This window comes from Streptomyces sp. NPDC059832 (assembly GCF_042731715.1).
In the GTDB taxonomy this organism is placed as follows: domain Bacteria; phylum Actinomycetota; class Actinomycetes; order Streptomycetales; family Streptomycetaceae; genus Streptomyces.
On sequence record NZ_JBHWIY010000005.1, the window covers coordinates 350175 to 364904 of the forward strand.

Here is a 14730-nt window from a genome sequence, read left to right on the forward strand (position 1 = left end):
GTGACGCGAAGGAGAAGGCAGATGTCCGGCCACTCTAAATGGGCTACGACGAAGCACAAGAAGGCCGTGATTGACGCCAAGCGCGGCAAGCTCTTCGCGAAGCTGATCAAGAACATCGAGGTCGCGGCCCGCACCGGAGGTGTGGACCCCGAGGGAAACCCGACCCTCGTGGATGCGATCCAGAAGGCGAAGAAGAGCTCCGTACCGAACAAGAACATCGACTCCGCGGTCAAGCGCGGCGGCGGTCTCGAAGCGGGCGGCGTCGACTACCAGACGATCATGTACGAGGGTTACGGCCCGAACGGTGTCGCGGTGCTCATCGAGTGCCTCACCGACAACCGCAACCGTGCCGCCTCCGACGTGCGTGTCGCGATGACCCGCAACGGGGGTTCGATGGCCGACCCGGGTTCGGTCTCGTACCTCTTCAACCGCAAGGGCGTCGTCATCGTCCCCAAGGGCGAGCTGACCGAGGACGACGTCCTGGGTGCCGTGCTCGACGCGGGTGCCGAGGAAGTGAACGACCTCGGTGACACGTACGAGGTCGTCAGCGAGGCCACCGACATGGTCGCGGTCCGCACCGCGCTCCAGGAGGCCGGTATCGACTACGACTCCGCCGAGGCCAACTTCCTGCCCACCATGCAGGTCGAGCTGGACGAGGAAGGCGCGCGCAAGATCTTCAAGCTGATCGACGCGCTGGAGGACAGTGACGACGTGCAGAACGTCTTCGCCAACTTCGATGTCTCGGACGAGGTCATGGAGAAGGTCGACGCCTGAGCCGCGCCCAGCGCAGCCTTCATGGACGGGCCGACGGGGACACACCCCGTCGGCCCGTCGCATTGTCAGTGCGAGCCGATAGCCTGCGGGAACAGTTGACCGATCGGTACGGAGGGGGCGTCCCATGCGGGTACTGGGTGTGGACCCGGGGCTGACCCGGTGCGGTGTCGGCGTCGTCGAAGGCGTCGCCGGCCGCCCCCTGACGATGCTCGGTGTGGGCGTCGTCCGCACCCCGCCCGACGCGGAGCTCGGTCACCGGCTGGTCGCCATCGAGCGCGGCATCGAGGAATGGCTCGACGAGCACCGGCCCGAATTCGTCGCCGTGGAGCGGGTGTTCAGCCAGCACAACGTCCGTACGGTCATGGGCACCGCCCAGGCCAGCGCCGTCGCCATGCTCTGCGCGTCGCGCCGCGGCATTCCCGTCGCCCTGCACACCCCCAGCGAGGTCAAGGCGGCCGTCACCGGCACCGGCCGTGCGGACAAGGCACAGGTCGGCGCGATGGTCACCCGGCTGCTGCGGCTCGACGCCCCGCCGAAGCCGGCCGACGCCGCCGACGCCCTCGCCCTCGCCATCTGTCACATATGGCGCGCCCCCGCCGTCAACCGCCTCCAGCAGGCACACGCGGCAGCTGCCGCGGCCCGCGCCGGGCGCGTTCCCCGTACACCCGCAGTCCCCGTCCGGAAGGTCCCCCGATGATCGCCTTCGTCAGCGGCCCCGTGGCCGCACTCGCCCCGACCACGGCCGTGATCGAGGTCGGCGGCATCGGTATGGCCGTCCAGTGCACGCCGAACACCCTCGCCGGCCTCCGGATCGGCAAGGAGGCCAGGCTCGCCACCTCCCTCGTCGTACGGGAGGACTCGCTCACCCTCTACGGCTTCGCCGACGACGACGAGCGGCAGGTCTTCGAGCTGCTCCAGACCGCCAGCGGAGTCGGGCCCCGGCTCGCCCAGGCGATGCTCGCCACCCACAGCCCGGACGCCCTGCGCACCGCGGTCGCCACCGGCGACGAGAAGGCGCTCACCGCCGTTTCCGGCATCGGCAAGAAGGGCGCACAGAAACTCCTCCTCGAACTGAAGGACAGACTCGGCGAGCCCGTCGGCGCCCACATCGGCCGGCAGGGCATCGGCACCGCCGTCACCTCGTCCTGGCGCGATCAGCTGCAGGCCGCCCTGATCGGCCTCGGCTACGCCACCCGCGAGGCCGACGAAGCGGTCACCGCCGTCGCCCCCCAGGCCGAGGCAGCCCTCGCCGAGGGCGGGCAGGCCCCCGTGCCGCAGTTGCTGCGTGCCGCACTGCAGACCCTCAACCGCGCGCGCTGACCGGAGCGCGACACCCCCGGGGAACACCCCGACGCCGGGCCGGGCACCGCACGGCACCGAAACACCCGAGGCGGGACAGACTGAATGAACTGGGACGAGACCGGACCCGACACCGACGAGCGGCTCGACGAGCGCCTCGTCCAGGCCGACGCGGACGGCGAGGACACCGCGGTCGAAGCGGCGCTCCGGCCGAAGGATCTCGATGAATTCGTCGGCCAGGAGAAGGTGCGCGAACAGCTCGACCTGGTCCTCAAGGCGGCTCGGGCCCGCGGCGCCACCGCCGACCACGTCCTGCTCTCCGGCGCCCCCGGCCTCGGCAAGACCACCCTCTCCATGATCATCGCGGCCGAGATGGGCGCGCCGATCCGGATCACCTCCGGCCCCGCCATCCAGCACGCGGGTGATCTTGCCGCGATCCTCTCCTCCCTCCAGGAGGGTGAAGTCCTGTTCCTCGACGAGATCCACCGCATGTCGCGGCCGGCCGAGGAAATGCTCTACATGGCGATGGAGGACTTCCGGGTCGACGTCATCGTCGGCAAGGGCCCCGGCGCCACCGCCATCCCGCTGGAACTGCCGCCCTTCACCCTGGTCGGCGCCACCACCAGGGCCGGACTGCTGCCGCCGCCGCTGCGCGACCGCTTCGGCTTCACCGGCCACATGGAGTTCTACGCACCCACCGAGCTGGAACGCGTCATCCACCGCTCCGCCCGCCTCCTCGACGTGGAGATAGACGCGGACGGCGCCGCCGAGATCGCCGGCCGCTCCCGCGGCACCCCCCGGATCGCCAACCGGCTGCTGCGCCGCGTCCGGGACTACGCCCAGGTCAAGGCCGACGGACGGATCGACCGCCCGGTCGCCGCCACCGCCCTCGGGGTCTACGAGGTCGATGCCCGCGGTCTCGACCGGCTCGACCGCGCGGTGCTCGGCGCCCTGCTCAAGCTCTTCGGCGGCGGGCCCGTCGGGCTGTCCACCCTGGCGGTCGCCGTGGGGGAGGAGCGCGAGACCGTCGAGGAGGTCGCGGAGCCCTTCCTGGTACGGGAGGGTCTGCTGGCCAGGACGCCGCGGGGACGGGTCGCGACGCCCGCGGCCTGGGCCCATCTGGGGCTCGTACCTCCACAGCAAGGCGGAAAGGGACAACAGGGCCTGTTCGGGGCGTGATCTGTCACAGCTTGACCGGAGCAGGAACCACAGGGCGGCGTTGGGCGTTGTTCCATCGATGCGGACTCGCTTAGACTCCGCCGATGCCGCCCTTAAAGGTCGGTGTACCCACCCCCGTAGATACAGGCCGCCTTCGAGCGCGGTCGTGCGAAGGAAACTCGTCCCGTGAATCCCGTGACTCTCCTCCCCTTCATCGTGCTCATCGGGGCCATGTTCCTGATGACGCGGTCCGCCAAGAAGAAGCAGGCGGCCGCCGCCCAGATGCGCAACGAGATGCAGCCCGGCACCGGCGTCCGGACGATCGGGGGCATGTACGCCACCGTCAAGGAGTTGCACGACGACACGGTTCTCCTTGAGATCGCGCCCGGCGTCCACGCCATCTACGCCAAGAACGCCATCGGCGCCGTCCTCGACGACGCGGAGTACAACCGCATCGTCCACGGCGACGACGAGAGCGGCCTCGACCTCGACGGCACCGTCGTCCCCGACGACGCCTCCTCGCTGACCGAGGACGACGCCGACAAGGACGCCTCGGACGACGCCCGGATCGACCTCGGCAAGAAGGCCGAGGACGCCGAGCCGAAGGACGACGAGTCCGGCAAGAAGTCCGAGGGCAAGGACGACGGCGAGGCCGACGCGAAGTAACCCACGCCCGGGGATGCCGTGAGCCCACCGGCATCCGGCATTCCCGGGACCGTGCGGTCTTCTGCGGGGACGGGTCCCCACTACACTTCGTGGCCGCTCGGGCGCGTACCCGGCGCGGGGCGGTTGGACAGGGAGAAACGAGAAGGTGGCAGCACCGAAGAAGAGGCGAGCGCCGGCAGGCGGTCAGGGCAGGCCGGGGCGTTCCCTGGCTCTGATCCTGATCGCCATGGTCGCGCTCACCGGCGGGATGTTCCTGGCCGATCAGCCGACCCCACGGCTCGGTATCGACCTGGCGGGCGGCACCTCGATCACGCTTGAGGCGAAGAGCGAGCCGGGCCAGGAATCGGCGATCAACAAGACCAACATGGACACGGCGGTCCAGATCATGGAACGCCGTGTCAATGGTCTTGGCGTCTCCGAGGCCGAGGTCCAGACGCAGGGCAAGAGCAACATCATCGTCAACATCCCCAAGGGCACGAACTCGGCCCAGGCCCGGGAGCAGGTCGGTACCACGGCCAAGCTCTACTTCCGGCCGGTGCTGACCGTCGCCCAGGGCACGCCCACCCCGGAGCCCAGCGCCTCGTCGTCCGGCAAGCCCACCCCGTCCGGCAGCCCCAGCGCCCCCACCGCCGACAAGGGCAAGACGTCGGCGACGCCGAACGCGAGCGCCACCACCCAGGGCCGTGCGGTCACCGGCGCCCTCAAGGCCGACTCCACGCCGACGCCCAAGGCGAGCACCACGCCGAAGGCCGACGCCACGCCGTCCGCGTCCGCCGCCGACGAGGCCGCCGCGGCCAAGCTGCAGAAGCAGTTCGCGGCGCTGGACTGCTCCAGCAAGGCGTCCCGCGCCGAGGCCGCACGGGGGGCCAAGCCCACCGACATGGTCGTCGCGTGCAGCTCCGAGGGGGACGCGAAGTACGTCCTGGGCCCGGCCCAGGTGTCCGGCACGGACGTGGACAGCGCCAAGGCGGGGATCGACCAGACAAGCGGTCAGTGGATCGTTCAGATGGAGTTCACCAAGAGCGGCGCCAAGAAGTTCCAGAAGATCACGGGCCAGCTCGCTCAGCAGCAGCCGCCGCAGAATCAGTTCGCGATCGCGCTCGATGGTGAAGTCGTCTCGGCGCCCTCAGTGCGCACGGCACTGAGTGCCAACGCAGAGATCTCCGGCAGCTTCACCCAGCAGTCCGCCGACGACCTGGCCAACGTGCTCTCCTACGGTGCGCTCCCGCTCTCGTTCAAGGAGCAGAGCGTCACCACGGTCACCGCCGCGCTCGGCGGTGAGCAGCTCAAGGCCGGTCTGATCGCCGGTGCCATCGGTCTGGCCCTGGTGGTCATCTACCTGGTGGCCTACTACCGGGGCCTCGCGGTCATCGCGCTCCTGAGCCTCCTGGTCTCCGGCATCCTGACCTACACGCTCATGTCGCTGCTCGGCCCGGCCATCGGCTTCGCGCTGAACCTCCCGGCGGTCTGCGGCGCCATCGTGGCCATCGGTATCACCGCGGACTCCTTCATCGTGTACTTCGAACGCGTCCGCGACGAGATCCGCGAGGGCCGCACGCTCCGCCCGGCCGTCGAGCGGGCCTGGCCGCGCGCCCGGCGCACCATCCTGGTTTCCGACTTCGTGTCGTTCCTCGCCGCCGCGGTGCTCTTCGTGGTCACCGTCGGCAAGGTCCAGGGCTTCGCGTTCACGCTGGGTCTCACCACCCTGCTCGACGTGGTCGTGGTGTTCCTCTTCACCAAGCCGGTCATGACGCTGATGGCCCGTACGAAGTTCTTCGCCAGCGGTCACCCGTGGTCCGGCCTGGACCCGAAGCGGCTCGGCGCCAAGCCGCCGCTGCGCCGCTCGCGCCGTGTCAACGCCCCCACTGACCCGAAGGAGGCGTGAGATGTCGCGACTCGGCACTCTCGGCGCCCGTCTCTACCGAGGCGAGGTCGGCTACGACTTCATCGGCAAGCGCAAGATCTGGTACGGGATCTCGATCCTGATCACCATCACGGCCATCGTCGGCCTGGCGGTCAGCGGCCTGAACATGGGCATCGAGTTCAAGGGCGGCGCGGTCTTCACCACTCCGAAGACCAGCGTCACCGTCGCCAAGGCGGAGGACCTGGCCACGGAGGCCTCCGGCCACCAGGCGATTGTCCAGAAGCTCGGCAACGGTGGTCTGCGCATCCAGATCACCGAGGTCGACACCGCGAAGTCCGACGAGATCAAGAACACGCTCTCCAAGGACCTCGACGTTCCCGCGGAGAAGATCGCCGCAGACCTGGTCGGCCCCAGCTGGGGTGAGCAGATCGCCAACAAGGCCTGGACCGGCCTCGGTATCTTCATGGTCCTCGTGGTGATCTACCTGGCCATCGCCTTCGAATGGCGCATGGCCATCGCGGCCCTCGTCGCGCTGATCCACGACATCACCATCACGGTCGGTGTCTACGCCCTGGTCGGCTTCGAGGTCACCCCGGGCACCGTGATCGGTCTGCTGACCATCCTCGGTTACTCCCTCTACGACACGGTCGTCGTCTTCGACAGCCTCAAGGAGGGCACGCAGGAGATCACCAAGCAGACCCGGTGGACGTACAGCGAAATCGCCAACCGCTCCATCAACGGCACGCTGGTCCGCTCCATCAACACCACCGTGGTGGCCCTGCTGCCGGTCGCCGGTCTGCTGTTCATCGGTGGCGGCGTCCTCGGCGCCGGCATGCTGAACGACATCTCCCTGGCGCTCTTCGTCGGCCTCGCCGCCGGTGCGTACTCCTCGATCTTCATCGCCACGCCGCTCGTCGCCGACCTCAAGGAACGCGACCCGCAGATGCAGGCTCTGAAGAAGCGGATCCTCGCCAAGCGCGCGGCTGCCGCCGCCAAGGGCGAGTCCGCCGAGGACGAGCAGTCGGACGGCGACCACCCGCAGGACGCCGCACCCGCCGCCGCGGTCGTCGGCCAGCGCCAGCAGCCCCCCAAGGGCCACGGCCGGACCCCGGGGAATCGTCGATGACCAGCACCACCGAGGGCACCCGCGAGCTCCTGCTCAGCCGGATCCGCGACGTCAAGGACTACCCGAAGCCGGGCGTGCTGTTCAAGGACATCACCCCGCTGCTCGCGGACCCGCTCGCGTTCGCAGCCCTCACCGAATCCCTCGCGGAGCTGTGCGTACAGCACGGCGCCACGAAAATCGTCGGCCTCGAGGCGCGCGGCTTCATCCTGGCCGCCCCGGTCGCGGTCCGGGCCGGTCTCGGCTTCGTACCCGTCCGCAAGGCGGGGAAGCTGCCCGGAGCCACGCTCAGCCAGGCCTACGAGCTGGAGTACGGCACCGCCGAGATCGAGATCCACGCGGAGGACCTGTCCACCGACGACCGGATCATGGTCATCGACGACATCCTCGCGACCGGTGGCACCGCCGAGGCCTCGCTGGAGCTGATCCGGCGGGCCGGTGCCGAGGTCGCGGGCGTCGCGGTCCTCATGGAGCTCGGCTTCCTGCCCGGACGGGCCCGACTGGAGCAGGGGCTGCGAGGCGCTCCGCTGGAGGTTCTGATCACGGTCTGAGCAGTACCGACCGTATGTGGCAACGGCATATGCGAGCAGGACGGGCACCCGGGAACAAGCGGGTGCCCGTTCCGCGTTGTCAGGAGTCTCACGGTCCCCGGGGGAGGACCGGCCGCAGGGTCGATACGATGGCCTCTCCGGGTACCCGGATCCGCACGAGGAGCGCTCTTGCCAGACGAGGCCCAGCCAGTCGCCGCCCCGCAGCCCGACAAGCCCGCGGCGGCCCCAGCCACGCCCGGGAAGACGCAGCCCGCGGACAAGCCGAAGCCCCCGGCCCCCGAGCCCGGCAAGGGCCCGGACCGGGCGAGTGCTCCGGCGCCCGGGGCCGCGCCCGCTTCACCCGCACAGCCGGCCGCACCCGCCTCCCCGGCCGCGTCCGCCCCGAAGCCTCCCGCGAAGCCCGCGGCCAGGCCGGTGCCGTCGGCCGCCCCCACGACCCGCTCCGGCGGCTCGTCCAACCGGGTGAGGGCCAGGCTGGCCCGGCTCGGCGTGCAGCGCTCCAGCCCGTACAACCCGGTGCTCGAACCGCTGCTGCGCATCGTCCGCGGCAACGACCCCAAGATCGAGACGGCCACGCTGCGCCAGATCGAGCGCGCCTACCAGGTCGCCGAGCGCTGGCACCGCGGCCAGAAGCGCAAGAGCGGCGACCCGTACATCACGCATCCGCTCGCCGTCACGACGATCCTCGCCGAGCTGGGCATGGACCCGGCCACGCTGATGGCCGGACTGCTGCACGACACGGTCGAGGACACCGAGTACGGCCTGGACACCCTGCGCCGCGACTTCGGCGACCAGGTCGCCCTGCTCGTCGACGGCGTCACCAAGCTGGACAAGGTCAAGTTCGGCGAGGCCGCCCAGGCCGAGACCGTACGCAAGATGGTCGTCGCCATGGCCAAGGACCCCCGGGTCCTCGTCATCAAGCTCGCCGACCGGCTGCACAACATGCGCACCATGCGCTACCTCAAGCGGGAGAAGCAGGAGAAGAAGGCCCGCGAGACCCTTGAGATCTACGCCCCGCTGGCACACCGCCTGGGCATGAACACCATCAAGTGGGAGCTGGAGGACCTCGCCTTCGCGATCCTCTACCCCAAGATGTACGACGAGATCGTGCGTCTGGTCGCCGAGCGGGCCCCCAAGCGCGACGAATACCTCGCCATAGTGACCGACGAGGTCCAGGCCGACCTGCGCGCCGCCCGGATCAAGGCCACCGTCACGGGCCGGCCGAAGCACTACTACAGCGTCTACCAGAAGATGATCGTGCGGGGCCGGGACTTCGCCGAGATCTACGACCTGGTGGGCATCAGGGTCCTCGTCGACACCGTGCGCGACTGCTACGCGGCGCTCGGTACCGTCCACGCGCGATGGAATCCGGTCCCCGGCCGGTTCAAGGACTACATCGCGATGCCCAAGTTCAACATGTATCAGTCGCTGCACACCACGGTGATCGGTCCCAGCGGCAAGCCCGTCGAGCTGCAGATCCGCACCTTCGACATGCACCGCCGCGCCGAGTACGGCATCGCCGCGCACTGGAAGTACAAGCAGGAGGCCGTCGCGGGTGCCTCCAAGGTGCGTACCGACGTCCCCAAGAACACCGGCCGCGGCCAGGACACCGTCAACGACATGGCGTGGCTGCGCCAGCTCCTGGACTGGCAGAAGGAGACCGAGGACCCCAGCGAGTTCCTGGAGTCGCTGCGCTTCGACCTCTCCCGCAACGAGGTCTTCGTCTTCACGCCCAAGGGCGACGTCATAGCGCTGCCCGCGGGCGCGACCCCGGTCGACTTCGCGTACGCGGTGCATACGGAGGTCGGCCACCGGACCATAGGAGCACGGGTCAACGGGCGGCTCGTACCGCTCGAATCGACGCTCGACAACGGCGATCTGGTGGAGGTCTTCACCTCCAAGGCGGCCGGCGCCGGCCCCTCCCGGGACTGGCTGGGTTTCGTCAAGTCGCCCCGCGCCCGCAACAAGATCCGCGCCTGGTTCTCCAAGGAGCGCCGCGACGAGGCGATCGAGCAGGGCAAGGACGCCATCGCGCGGGCCATGCGCAAGCAGAACCTGCCGATCCAGCGCATCCTGACCGGCGACTCCCTGGTCACCCTCGCCCACGAGATGCGCTACCCCGACATCTCGTCGCTGTACGCGGCGATCGGCGAGGGACATGTCGCGGCCGCCGGAGTCGTGCAGAAGCTGGTCCAGGCGCTCGGCGGCGAGGACGAGGCCAACGAGGACATCGCGGAGAGCTCACCGCCCTCGCGCAGCCGCAACAAGCGCCGCTCCAACGCCGATCCGGGTGTGGTCGTCAAGGGCGTCGAGGACGTCTGGGTCAAACTGGCCCGCTGTTGCACGCCCGTCCCCGGCGACCCGATCATCGGCTTCGTCACCCGTGGCAGCGGCGTCTCCGTGCACCGCGCCGACTGCGTCAACGTCGACTCGCTCTCGCAGCAGCCGGAACGGATCCTGGAGGTCGAGTGGGCGCCGACCCAGTCCTCGGTCTTCCTGGTCGCCATCCAGGTCGAGGCCCTCGACCGGTCCCGGCTGCTCTCGGACGTCACCCGCGTCCTGTCCGACCAGCACGTCAACATCCTGTCGGCGGCCGTCCAGACCTCCCGGGACCGGGTGGCCACCTCACGCTTCACCTTCGAGATGGGCGACCCGAAGCACCTCGGCCACGTACTGAAGGCGGTCCGGGGCGTGGAGGGCGTCTACGACGTCTACCGGGTGACCTCGGCCCGCAGGCCGTAACGGCGTAACACGACCGCACACGAGGAAGGGGCTCCCGTACGTGACGTACGGGAGCCCCTTCCTCGTGGTGCGACTGTCAGCCGCCGAACTCCTCCAGGCCCTTGAGCGCCTGGTCCAGCAGCGCCTGCCGGCCCTCGAGCTCCTTGGCCAGCTTGTCGGCACGGGCGTTGTTGCCCGAGGCGCGGGCCGTGTCGATCTGCGTACGCAGCTTGTCCACGGCCGCCTGGAGCTGGCCGGTCAGACCCGCGGCGCGCGCACGCGCCTCAGGGTTCGTCCGCCGCCACTCCGACTCCTCGGCCTCCTGGAGCGCCCGCTCCACCGCGTGCATCCGCCCCTCGACCTTCGGGCGGGCGTCACGCGGAACGTGGCCGATGGCCTCCCAGCGCTCGTTGACGGCCCGGAACGCGGCCCTGGCCGCCTTCAGGTCCTTCACCGGCACCAGCTTCTCGGCCTCGACCGCGAGCTCCTCCTTGAGCTTGAGGTTCTCGCCCTGCTCCGCGTCCCGCTCGGCGAAGACCCCACTGCGGGCGGCGAAGAAGACGTCCTGAGCACCGCGGAAGCGGTTCCACAGATCGTCCTCGGCCTCGCGCTGGGCGCGGCCCGCCGCCTTCCACTCCGTCATCAGGTCGCGGTAGCGGGCGGCCGTGGCCCCCCAGTCGGTGGAACCGGAGAGCGATTCCGCCTCGACGACCAGCTTCTCCTTGGCCTTGCGGGCCTCCTCGCGCTGGGCGTCCAGCGATGCGAAGTGGGCCTTGCGGCGCTTGGAGAACGCCGAGCGGGCGTGCGAGAAGCGGTGCCACAGCTCGTCGTCGGACTTGCGGTCGAGCCGCGGCAGGCCCTTCCACGTGTCGACGAGCGCACGGAGCCGCTCGCCCGCGGAGCGCCACTGCTCGCTCTGCGCCAGCTCCTCGGCCTCGGCGACCAGGGCCTCCTTGGCGTGCTTCGCCTCGTCGGTCTGCTTCGCCTTCTGGGCCTTGCGCTCCTCGCGCCGCGAGTCGACCGTCGCGACGAGCGCGTCGAGCCGCTTGCGCAGCGCGTCGAGGTCACCGACGGCGTGATGCTCGTCCACCTGCAGACGCAGATGCTCGATGGCGGTCGTCGCGTCCTTCGCCGACAGATCGGTGGTCTTCACCCGCCGTTCGAGGAGGCCGATCTCGACCACAATGCCCTCGTACTTGCGCTCGAAGTAGGCCAGAGCCTCCTCGGGGGAACCCGCCTGCCACGATCCGACGACCTGCTCGCCGTCGGCTGTCCGCACGTACACGGTGCCGGTCTCATCGACACGGCCCCACGGGTCGCTGCTCACAGCGCCTCCTCCACCTGATGCCCGCGAGGGGGTTCGCCCCCCTGGCATCGTCCACAGTTTCCTGGGGCGGGCAGCGCCCGCCCTGCACAACGCCAATCTAGGCGACCGGCCGCCCGGCTGTCCGCACTCAGCGCGGCCGAAAAAAATCCGGCCCGCGCCAGGGCCCCTCGTTCGGATCGTGCGGGGCCCGTGTGCCCCGGTGCCTGATACCGGCCCGATCCGAACGAGAGACCCCGGTCGCCACCGGCCGGTCCGGTCCGGCCGCCCCGAGCCGGTCACGACTTGTCGACAGCGGCCTTCGAGATCTTCACGGCCTTCTTCGGCGCACCGTCGGGCGCACCGCCGGCCGCGCCCGCCGCGCCGATGTCCTTGACGGCCTTCAGCGAGGCGTCGTCCATGGTGCCGAACGGGGTGTAGGTGGGCGGCAGTTTGCTGTCCTTGTACACCAGGAAGAACTGGCTGCCACCGGTGTGCGCCTGGCCGGTGTTCGCCATCGCCACCGTGCCCGCCGGATAGGTCACCTTGCCGTCCTTGCCCGCCTTGCCCAGCGCGGTCAGGTTCTCGTCCGGGATCGTGTAGCCGGGACCGCCCGTGCCGTTGCCCTTGGGATCGCCGCACTGCAGGACGAAGATGCCCTGCGTGGTCAGCCGGTGACACTTGGTGCCGTCGAAGAAGCCCTTGTCGGCCAGTGACTTGAAGGAGTTCGTGGTGTGCGGGGTCTTCGCCGCGTCCATCGTGAACGCGATGTCGCCCTGGCTCGTACTGAGCGACATCTTGTACCCGGCCTTCTTGTCGATCTTCATCGCGGGCTCGGGCGCCTTGCTCTCGCTCGGCGACGGCGACGCGGGGTCCGACGGGGTCGAACTGGCGGCGGCGTCCGCCGTGTCCTTCTTGTCGTCGCCGTCGAGGGCGAGGTAGGAGCCCACACCCACGACCGCCACCACGGCCACCGCGGACGCGATGACGACCGTCAGCCGCCTCGTCCTGCGGCGGGCCTCCTCCCGGCGCTGCTGCTGCCGCTCGAACTTCTCCCTGGCGAGCTGCCGCCGCCGCTGATCGCTGCTGACCACCGGGTGATCTCCTTGATAGGTCGTGTGATGGGGCCTTGGCTGCCCCGTACCGTATATGGGTTAGCTGTGGAATGAGGAGCGCCGGTAGGCTCTGAACTGCCGCGACCTTCTCAGTCGCAATCCGCCGTCGGACGACCATTAAGGACGATCGTGCTCATTGCCGGGTTCCCCGCAGGGGCCTGGGGGACCAACTGTTATCTGGTCGCCCCGGCCGCAGGCGAGGAGTGCGTGATCATCGACCCGGGCCACCAGGCCGCGGCCGGAGTCGAGGAAGCACTGGAGAAGCATCGGCTGAAGCCCGTCGCCGTCGTACTGACCCACGGCCACATCGACCATGTCGCCTCGGTCGTCCCGGTGTGCGGCGCGCACGACGTCCCCGCCTGGATCCACCCGGAGGACCGGTACATGATGAGCGACCCGGAGAAGGCCCTCGGCCGCTCCATCGGGATGCCGCTCATGGGCGAGCTGACGATCGGGGAGCCGGACGACGTCAAGGAGCTGAGCGACGGCGCCCGGCTGGAGCTGGCCGGTCTGGAGTTCGGTGTCGCGCATGCGCCCGGCCATACCAAGGGGTCGGTGACGTTCAGGATGCCCGAGGCCGCGGATGTTCCGCAGATCCTCTTCTCGGGCGACCTGCTCTTCGCCGGCTCCGTCGGACGCACCGACCTGCCCGGTGGCGACCACGCCGAGCTGCTTGAGTCGCTGGCCCGTGTGTGCCTGCCGCTCGACGACTCGACCGTGGTGCTGTCCGGCCACGGCCCCCAGACGACCATCGGCCGCGAGCGCGCCTCGAATCCGTATCTGCACGGTATGGACGCGCCCCGACGAGGAATGTGACGAGAGACATCCCGTGAGCACTTTCAAGGCCCCCAAGGGCACGTACGACCTGACCCCGCCCGACTCCGCCAAGTACCTCGCGGTGCGCGAGGCCATCTCCGCCCCCCTGAAGAACTCCGGCTACGGCTACATCGAGACACCCGGCTTCGAGGACGTCGCCCTCTTCTCGCGCGGAGTCGGTGAGTCCACCGACATCGTGACCAAGGAGATGTACACCCTCACCACCAAGGGCGGCTCCCAGCTGGCACTGCGCCCCGAGGGCACCGCTTCCGTGCTCCGCGCCGCACTGGAGGCCAACCTCCACAAGCTCGGCAACCTGCCCGTGAAGCTCTGGTACTCCGGCTCGTACTACCGCTACGAGCGCCCGCAGAAGGGCCGCTACCGCCACTTCTCGCAGGTCGGTGCCGAGGCGATCGGGGCCGAGGACCCGGCGCTGGACGCCGAGTTGATCATCCTGGCCGACCAGGCGTACCGCGCGCTGGGCCTGCGGAACTTCCGCATCCTGCTCAACTCGCTGGGCGACAAGGAGTGCCGCCCCGTCTACCGGGACGCGCTCCAGGGCTTCCTGCGCGAGCTCGACCTGGACGAGGAGACCCGCCGCCGCATCGAGATCAACCCGCTCCGGGTTCTCGACGACAAGCGGCCCGAGGTGCAGAAGCAGCTGACCGGCGCCCCGGTGCTGCGCGACTATCTCTGCGACGCCTGCAAGGCGTACCACGAGGAGGTGCGCGACCTGCTCTCCGCGGCAGGTGTGGTGTACGAGGACGACGAGAAGCTCGTCCGCGGCCTCGACTACTACACCCGCACCACCTTCGAGTTCGTCCACGACGGGCTCGGCTCGCAGTCCGCGGTGGGCGGCGGCGGCCGCTACGACGGCCTGTCCGAGATGATCGGCGGACCGGCGCTCCCGTCGGTCGGCTGGGCGCTCGGCGTGGACCGTACGGTGCTCGCGCTGGAGGCGGAGGGCATCGAGCTCGAACTGCCCGCGGCCACCAGCGTCTTCGCGGTGCCGCTCGGCGAGGAGGCCCGCCGGGTGCTCTTCGGCATCGTCACGCAGCTGCGCCGCGAGGGCGTGGCGGCGGACTTCGCGTATGGGAACCGGGGCCTCAAGGGCGCGATGAAGAGCGCGAACCGTTCGGGAGCCCGCTTCACCGTCGTCGCGGGCGAGCGGGACCTGGCCGAGGGCGTCGTCCAGCTCAAGGACATGGAGTCCGGCGAGCAGACGCCCGTTCCCCTGACCGATGTGGCCGAGGCGATCCGCGAGCGCCTGGCCTAGGGCGTCCGGGGCGGCCGGCGGGCGGAATCCCGTCCCGCCGGTCGCCCTGGGGCGCGCGCATCCC

At 69.9% G+C, this 14730-nt stretch carries 13 protein-coding genes; 11 read left to right on the forward strand and 2 right to left on the reverse strand.

What is annotated here, in order from left to right; genetic code table 11:
* Window positions 1-21 precede the first annotated feature (21 nt).
* The 9 genes from ACFV8T_RS11800 (at window position 22) to ACFV8T_RS11840 (ending at window position 10177) form a co-directional block, all read left to right on the forward strand.
* Window positions 22-774 carry a YebC/PmpR family DNA-binding transcriptional regulator gene (locus ACFV8T_RS11800; RefSeq protein WP_072484508.1) on the forward strand — a complete coding sequence of 251 codons (753 nt, stop codon included), beginning with the start codon at window positions 22-24 and terminating at the stop codon, window positions 772-774.
* 124 nt (window positions 775-898) lie between these two features.
* Window positions 899-1471: a crossover junction endodeoxyribonuclease RuvC gene (gene ruvC / locus ACFV8T_RS11805; RefSeq protein ID WP_385326672.1), complete on the forward strand. Its 573-nt coding sequence runs from the start codon at window positions 899-901 to the stop codon at window positions 1469-1471.
* On the forward strand, window positions 1468-2094 hold the full coding sequence (gene ruvA, locus ACFV8T_RS11810) for a Holliday junction branch migration protein RuvA (protein ID WP_266421907.1): 627 nt from the start codon (window positions 1468-1470) through the stop codon (window positions 2092-2094). The genes ruvC and ruvA overlap by 4 nt, the downstream gene beginning before the upstream one ends.
* Before the next feature lie 84 nt (window positions 2095-2178).
* Complete coding sequence (gene ruvB / locus ACFV8T_RS11815) at window positions 2179-3252, forward strand: Holliday junction branch migration DNA helicase RuvB (protein ID WP_385326673.1); 1074 nt, start codon at window positions 2179-2181, stop codon at window positions 3250-3252.
* Window positions 3253-3417: 165 nt separating this feature from the next.
* A complete protein-coding gene (yajC, locus tag ACFV8T_RS11820; RefSeq protein ID WP_384755518.1) occupies window positions 3418-3897 on the forward strand; it encodes a preprotein translocase subunit YajC in 480 nt (159 codons plus the stop codon).
* A gap of 145 nt (window positions 3898-4042) precedes the next feature.
* Window positions 4043-5782: a protein translocase subunit SecD gene (gene secD / locus ACFV8T_RS11825; protein ID WP_385326674.1), complete on the forward strand. Its 1740-nt coding sequence runs from the start codon at window positions 4043-4045 to the stop codon at window positions 5780-5782.
* Between the two features lies 1 nt (window position 5783).
* Window positions 5784-6887, forward strand: coding sequence for a protein translocase subunit SecF (gene secF, locus ACFV8T_RS11830; protein ID WP_385326675.1), 1104 nt, complete (start codon window positions 5784-5786; stop codon window positions 6885-6887).
* Window positions 6884-7435, forward strand: coding sequence for an adenine phosphoribosyltransferase (locus ACFV8T_RS11835; RefSeq protein ID WP_385326676.1), 552 nt, complete (start codon window positions 6884-6886; stop codon window positions 7433-7435). The genes secF and ACFV8T_RS11835 overlap by 4 nt, the downstream gene beginning before the upstream one ends.
* A gap of 168 nt (window positions 7436-7603) precedes the next feature.
* Entirely contained in the window at window positions 7604-10177 is a 2574-nt protein-coding gene (locus tag ACFV8T_RS11840) for a RelA/SpoT family protein (protein ID WP_385326678.1), read from the forward strand.
* Window positions 10178-10253: 76 nt separating this feature from the next.
* Here the strand turns inward: ACFV8T_RS11840 and ACFV8T_RS11845 are convergent, their stop codons facing one another.
* The gene (locus ACFV8T_RS11845; RefSeq protein WP_385326680.1) at window positions 10254-11483 is read right to left on the reverse strand and encodes a DUF349 domain-containing protein; all 1230 of its coding nucleotides are present in this window, start codon (window positions 11481-11483) and stop codon (window positions 10254-10256) included.
* 275 nt (window positions 11484-11758) lie between these two features.
* Complete coding sequence (locus ACFV8T_RS11850; RefSeq protein WP_385326682.1) at window positions 11759-12553, reverse strand: peptidylprolyl isomerase; 795 nt, start codon at window positions 12551-12553, stop codon at window positions 11759-11761.
* Window positions 12554-12703: 150 nt separating this feature from the next.
* On the opposite strand from ACFV8T_RS11850, the gene ACFV8T_RS11855 reads away from it, so the two are divergent.
* Entirely contained in the window at window positions 12704-13390 is a 687-nt protein-coding gene (locus tag ACFV8T_RS11855) for an MBL fold metallo-hydrolase (protein ID WP_385326683.1), read from the forward strand.
* 13 nt (window positions 13391-13403) lie between these two features.
* On the forward strand, window positions 13404-14666 hold the full coding sequence (gene hisS / locus ACFV8T_RS11860) for a histidine--tRNA ligase (protein WP_385326685.1): 1263 nt from the start codon (window positions 13404-13406) through the stop codon (window positions 14664-14666).
* Window positions 14667-14730: the final 64 nt, after the last annotated feature.

Coding starts and splice junctions, on each gene's coding strand:
- ruvB (WP_385326673.1), top strand. CDS start 2,179: ATGAACTGGGACGAGACCGGACCCGACACCGACGAGCGGCTCGACGAG.
- ACFV8T_RS11835 (WP_385326676.1), top strand. CDS start 6,884: ATGACCAGCACCACCGAGGGCACCCGCGAGCTCCTGCTCAGCCGGATC.
- secF (WP_385326675.1), top strand. CDS start 5,784: ATGTCGCGACTCGGCACTCTCGGCGCCCGTCTCTACCGAGGCGAGGTC.
- ruvC (WP_385326672.1), top strand. CDS start 899: ATGCGGGTACTGGGTGTGGACCCGGGGCTGACCCGGTGCGGTGTCGGC.
- ruvA (WP_266421907.1), top strand. CDS start 1,468: ATGATCGCCTTCGTCAGCGGCCCCGTGGCCGCACTCGCCCCGACCACG.
- ACFV8T_RS11800 (WP_072484508.1), top strand. CDS start 22: ATGTCCGGCCACTCTAAATGGGCTACGACGAAGCACAAGAAGGCCGTG.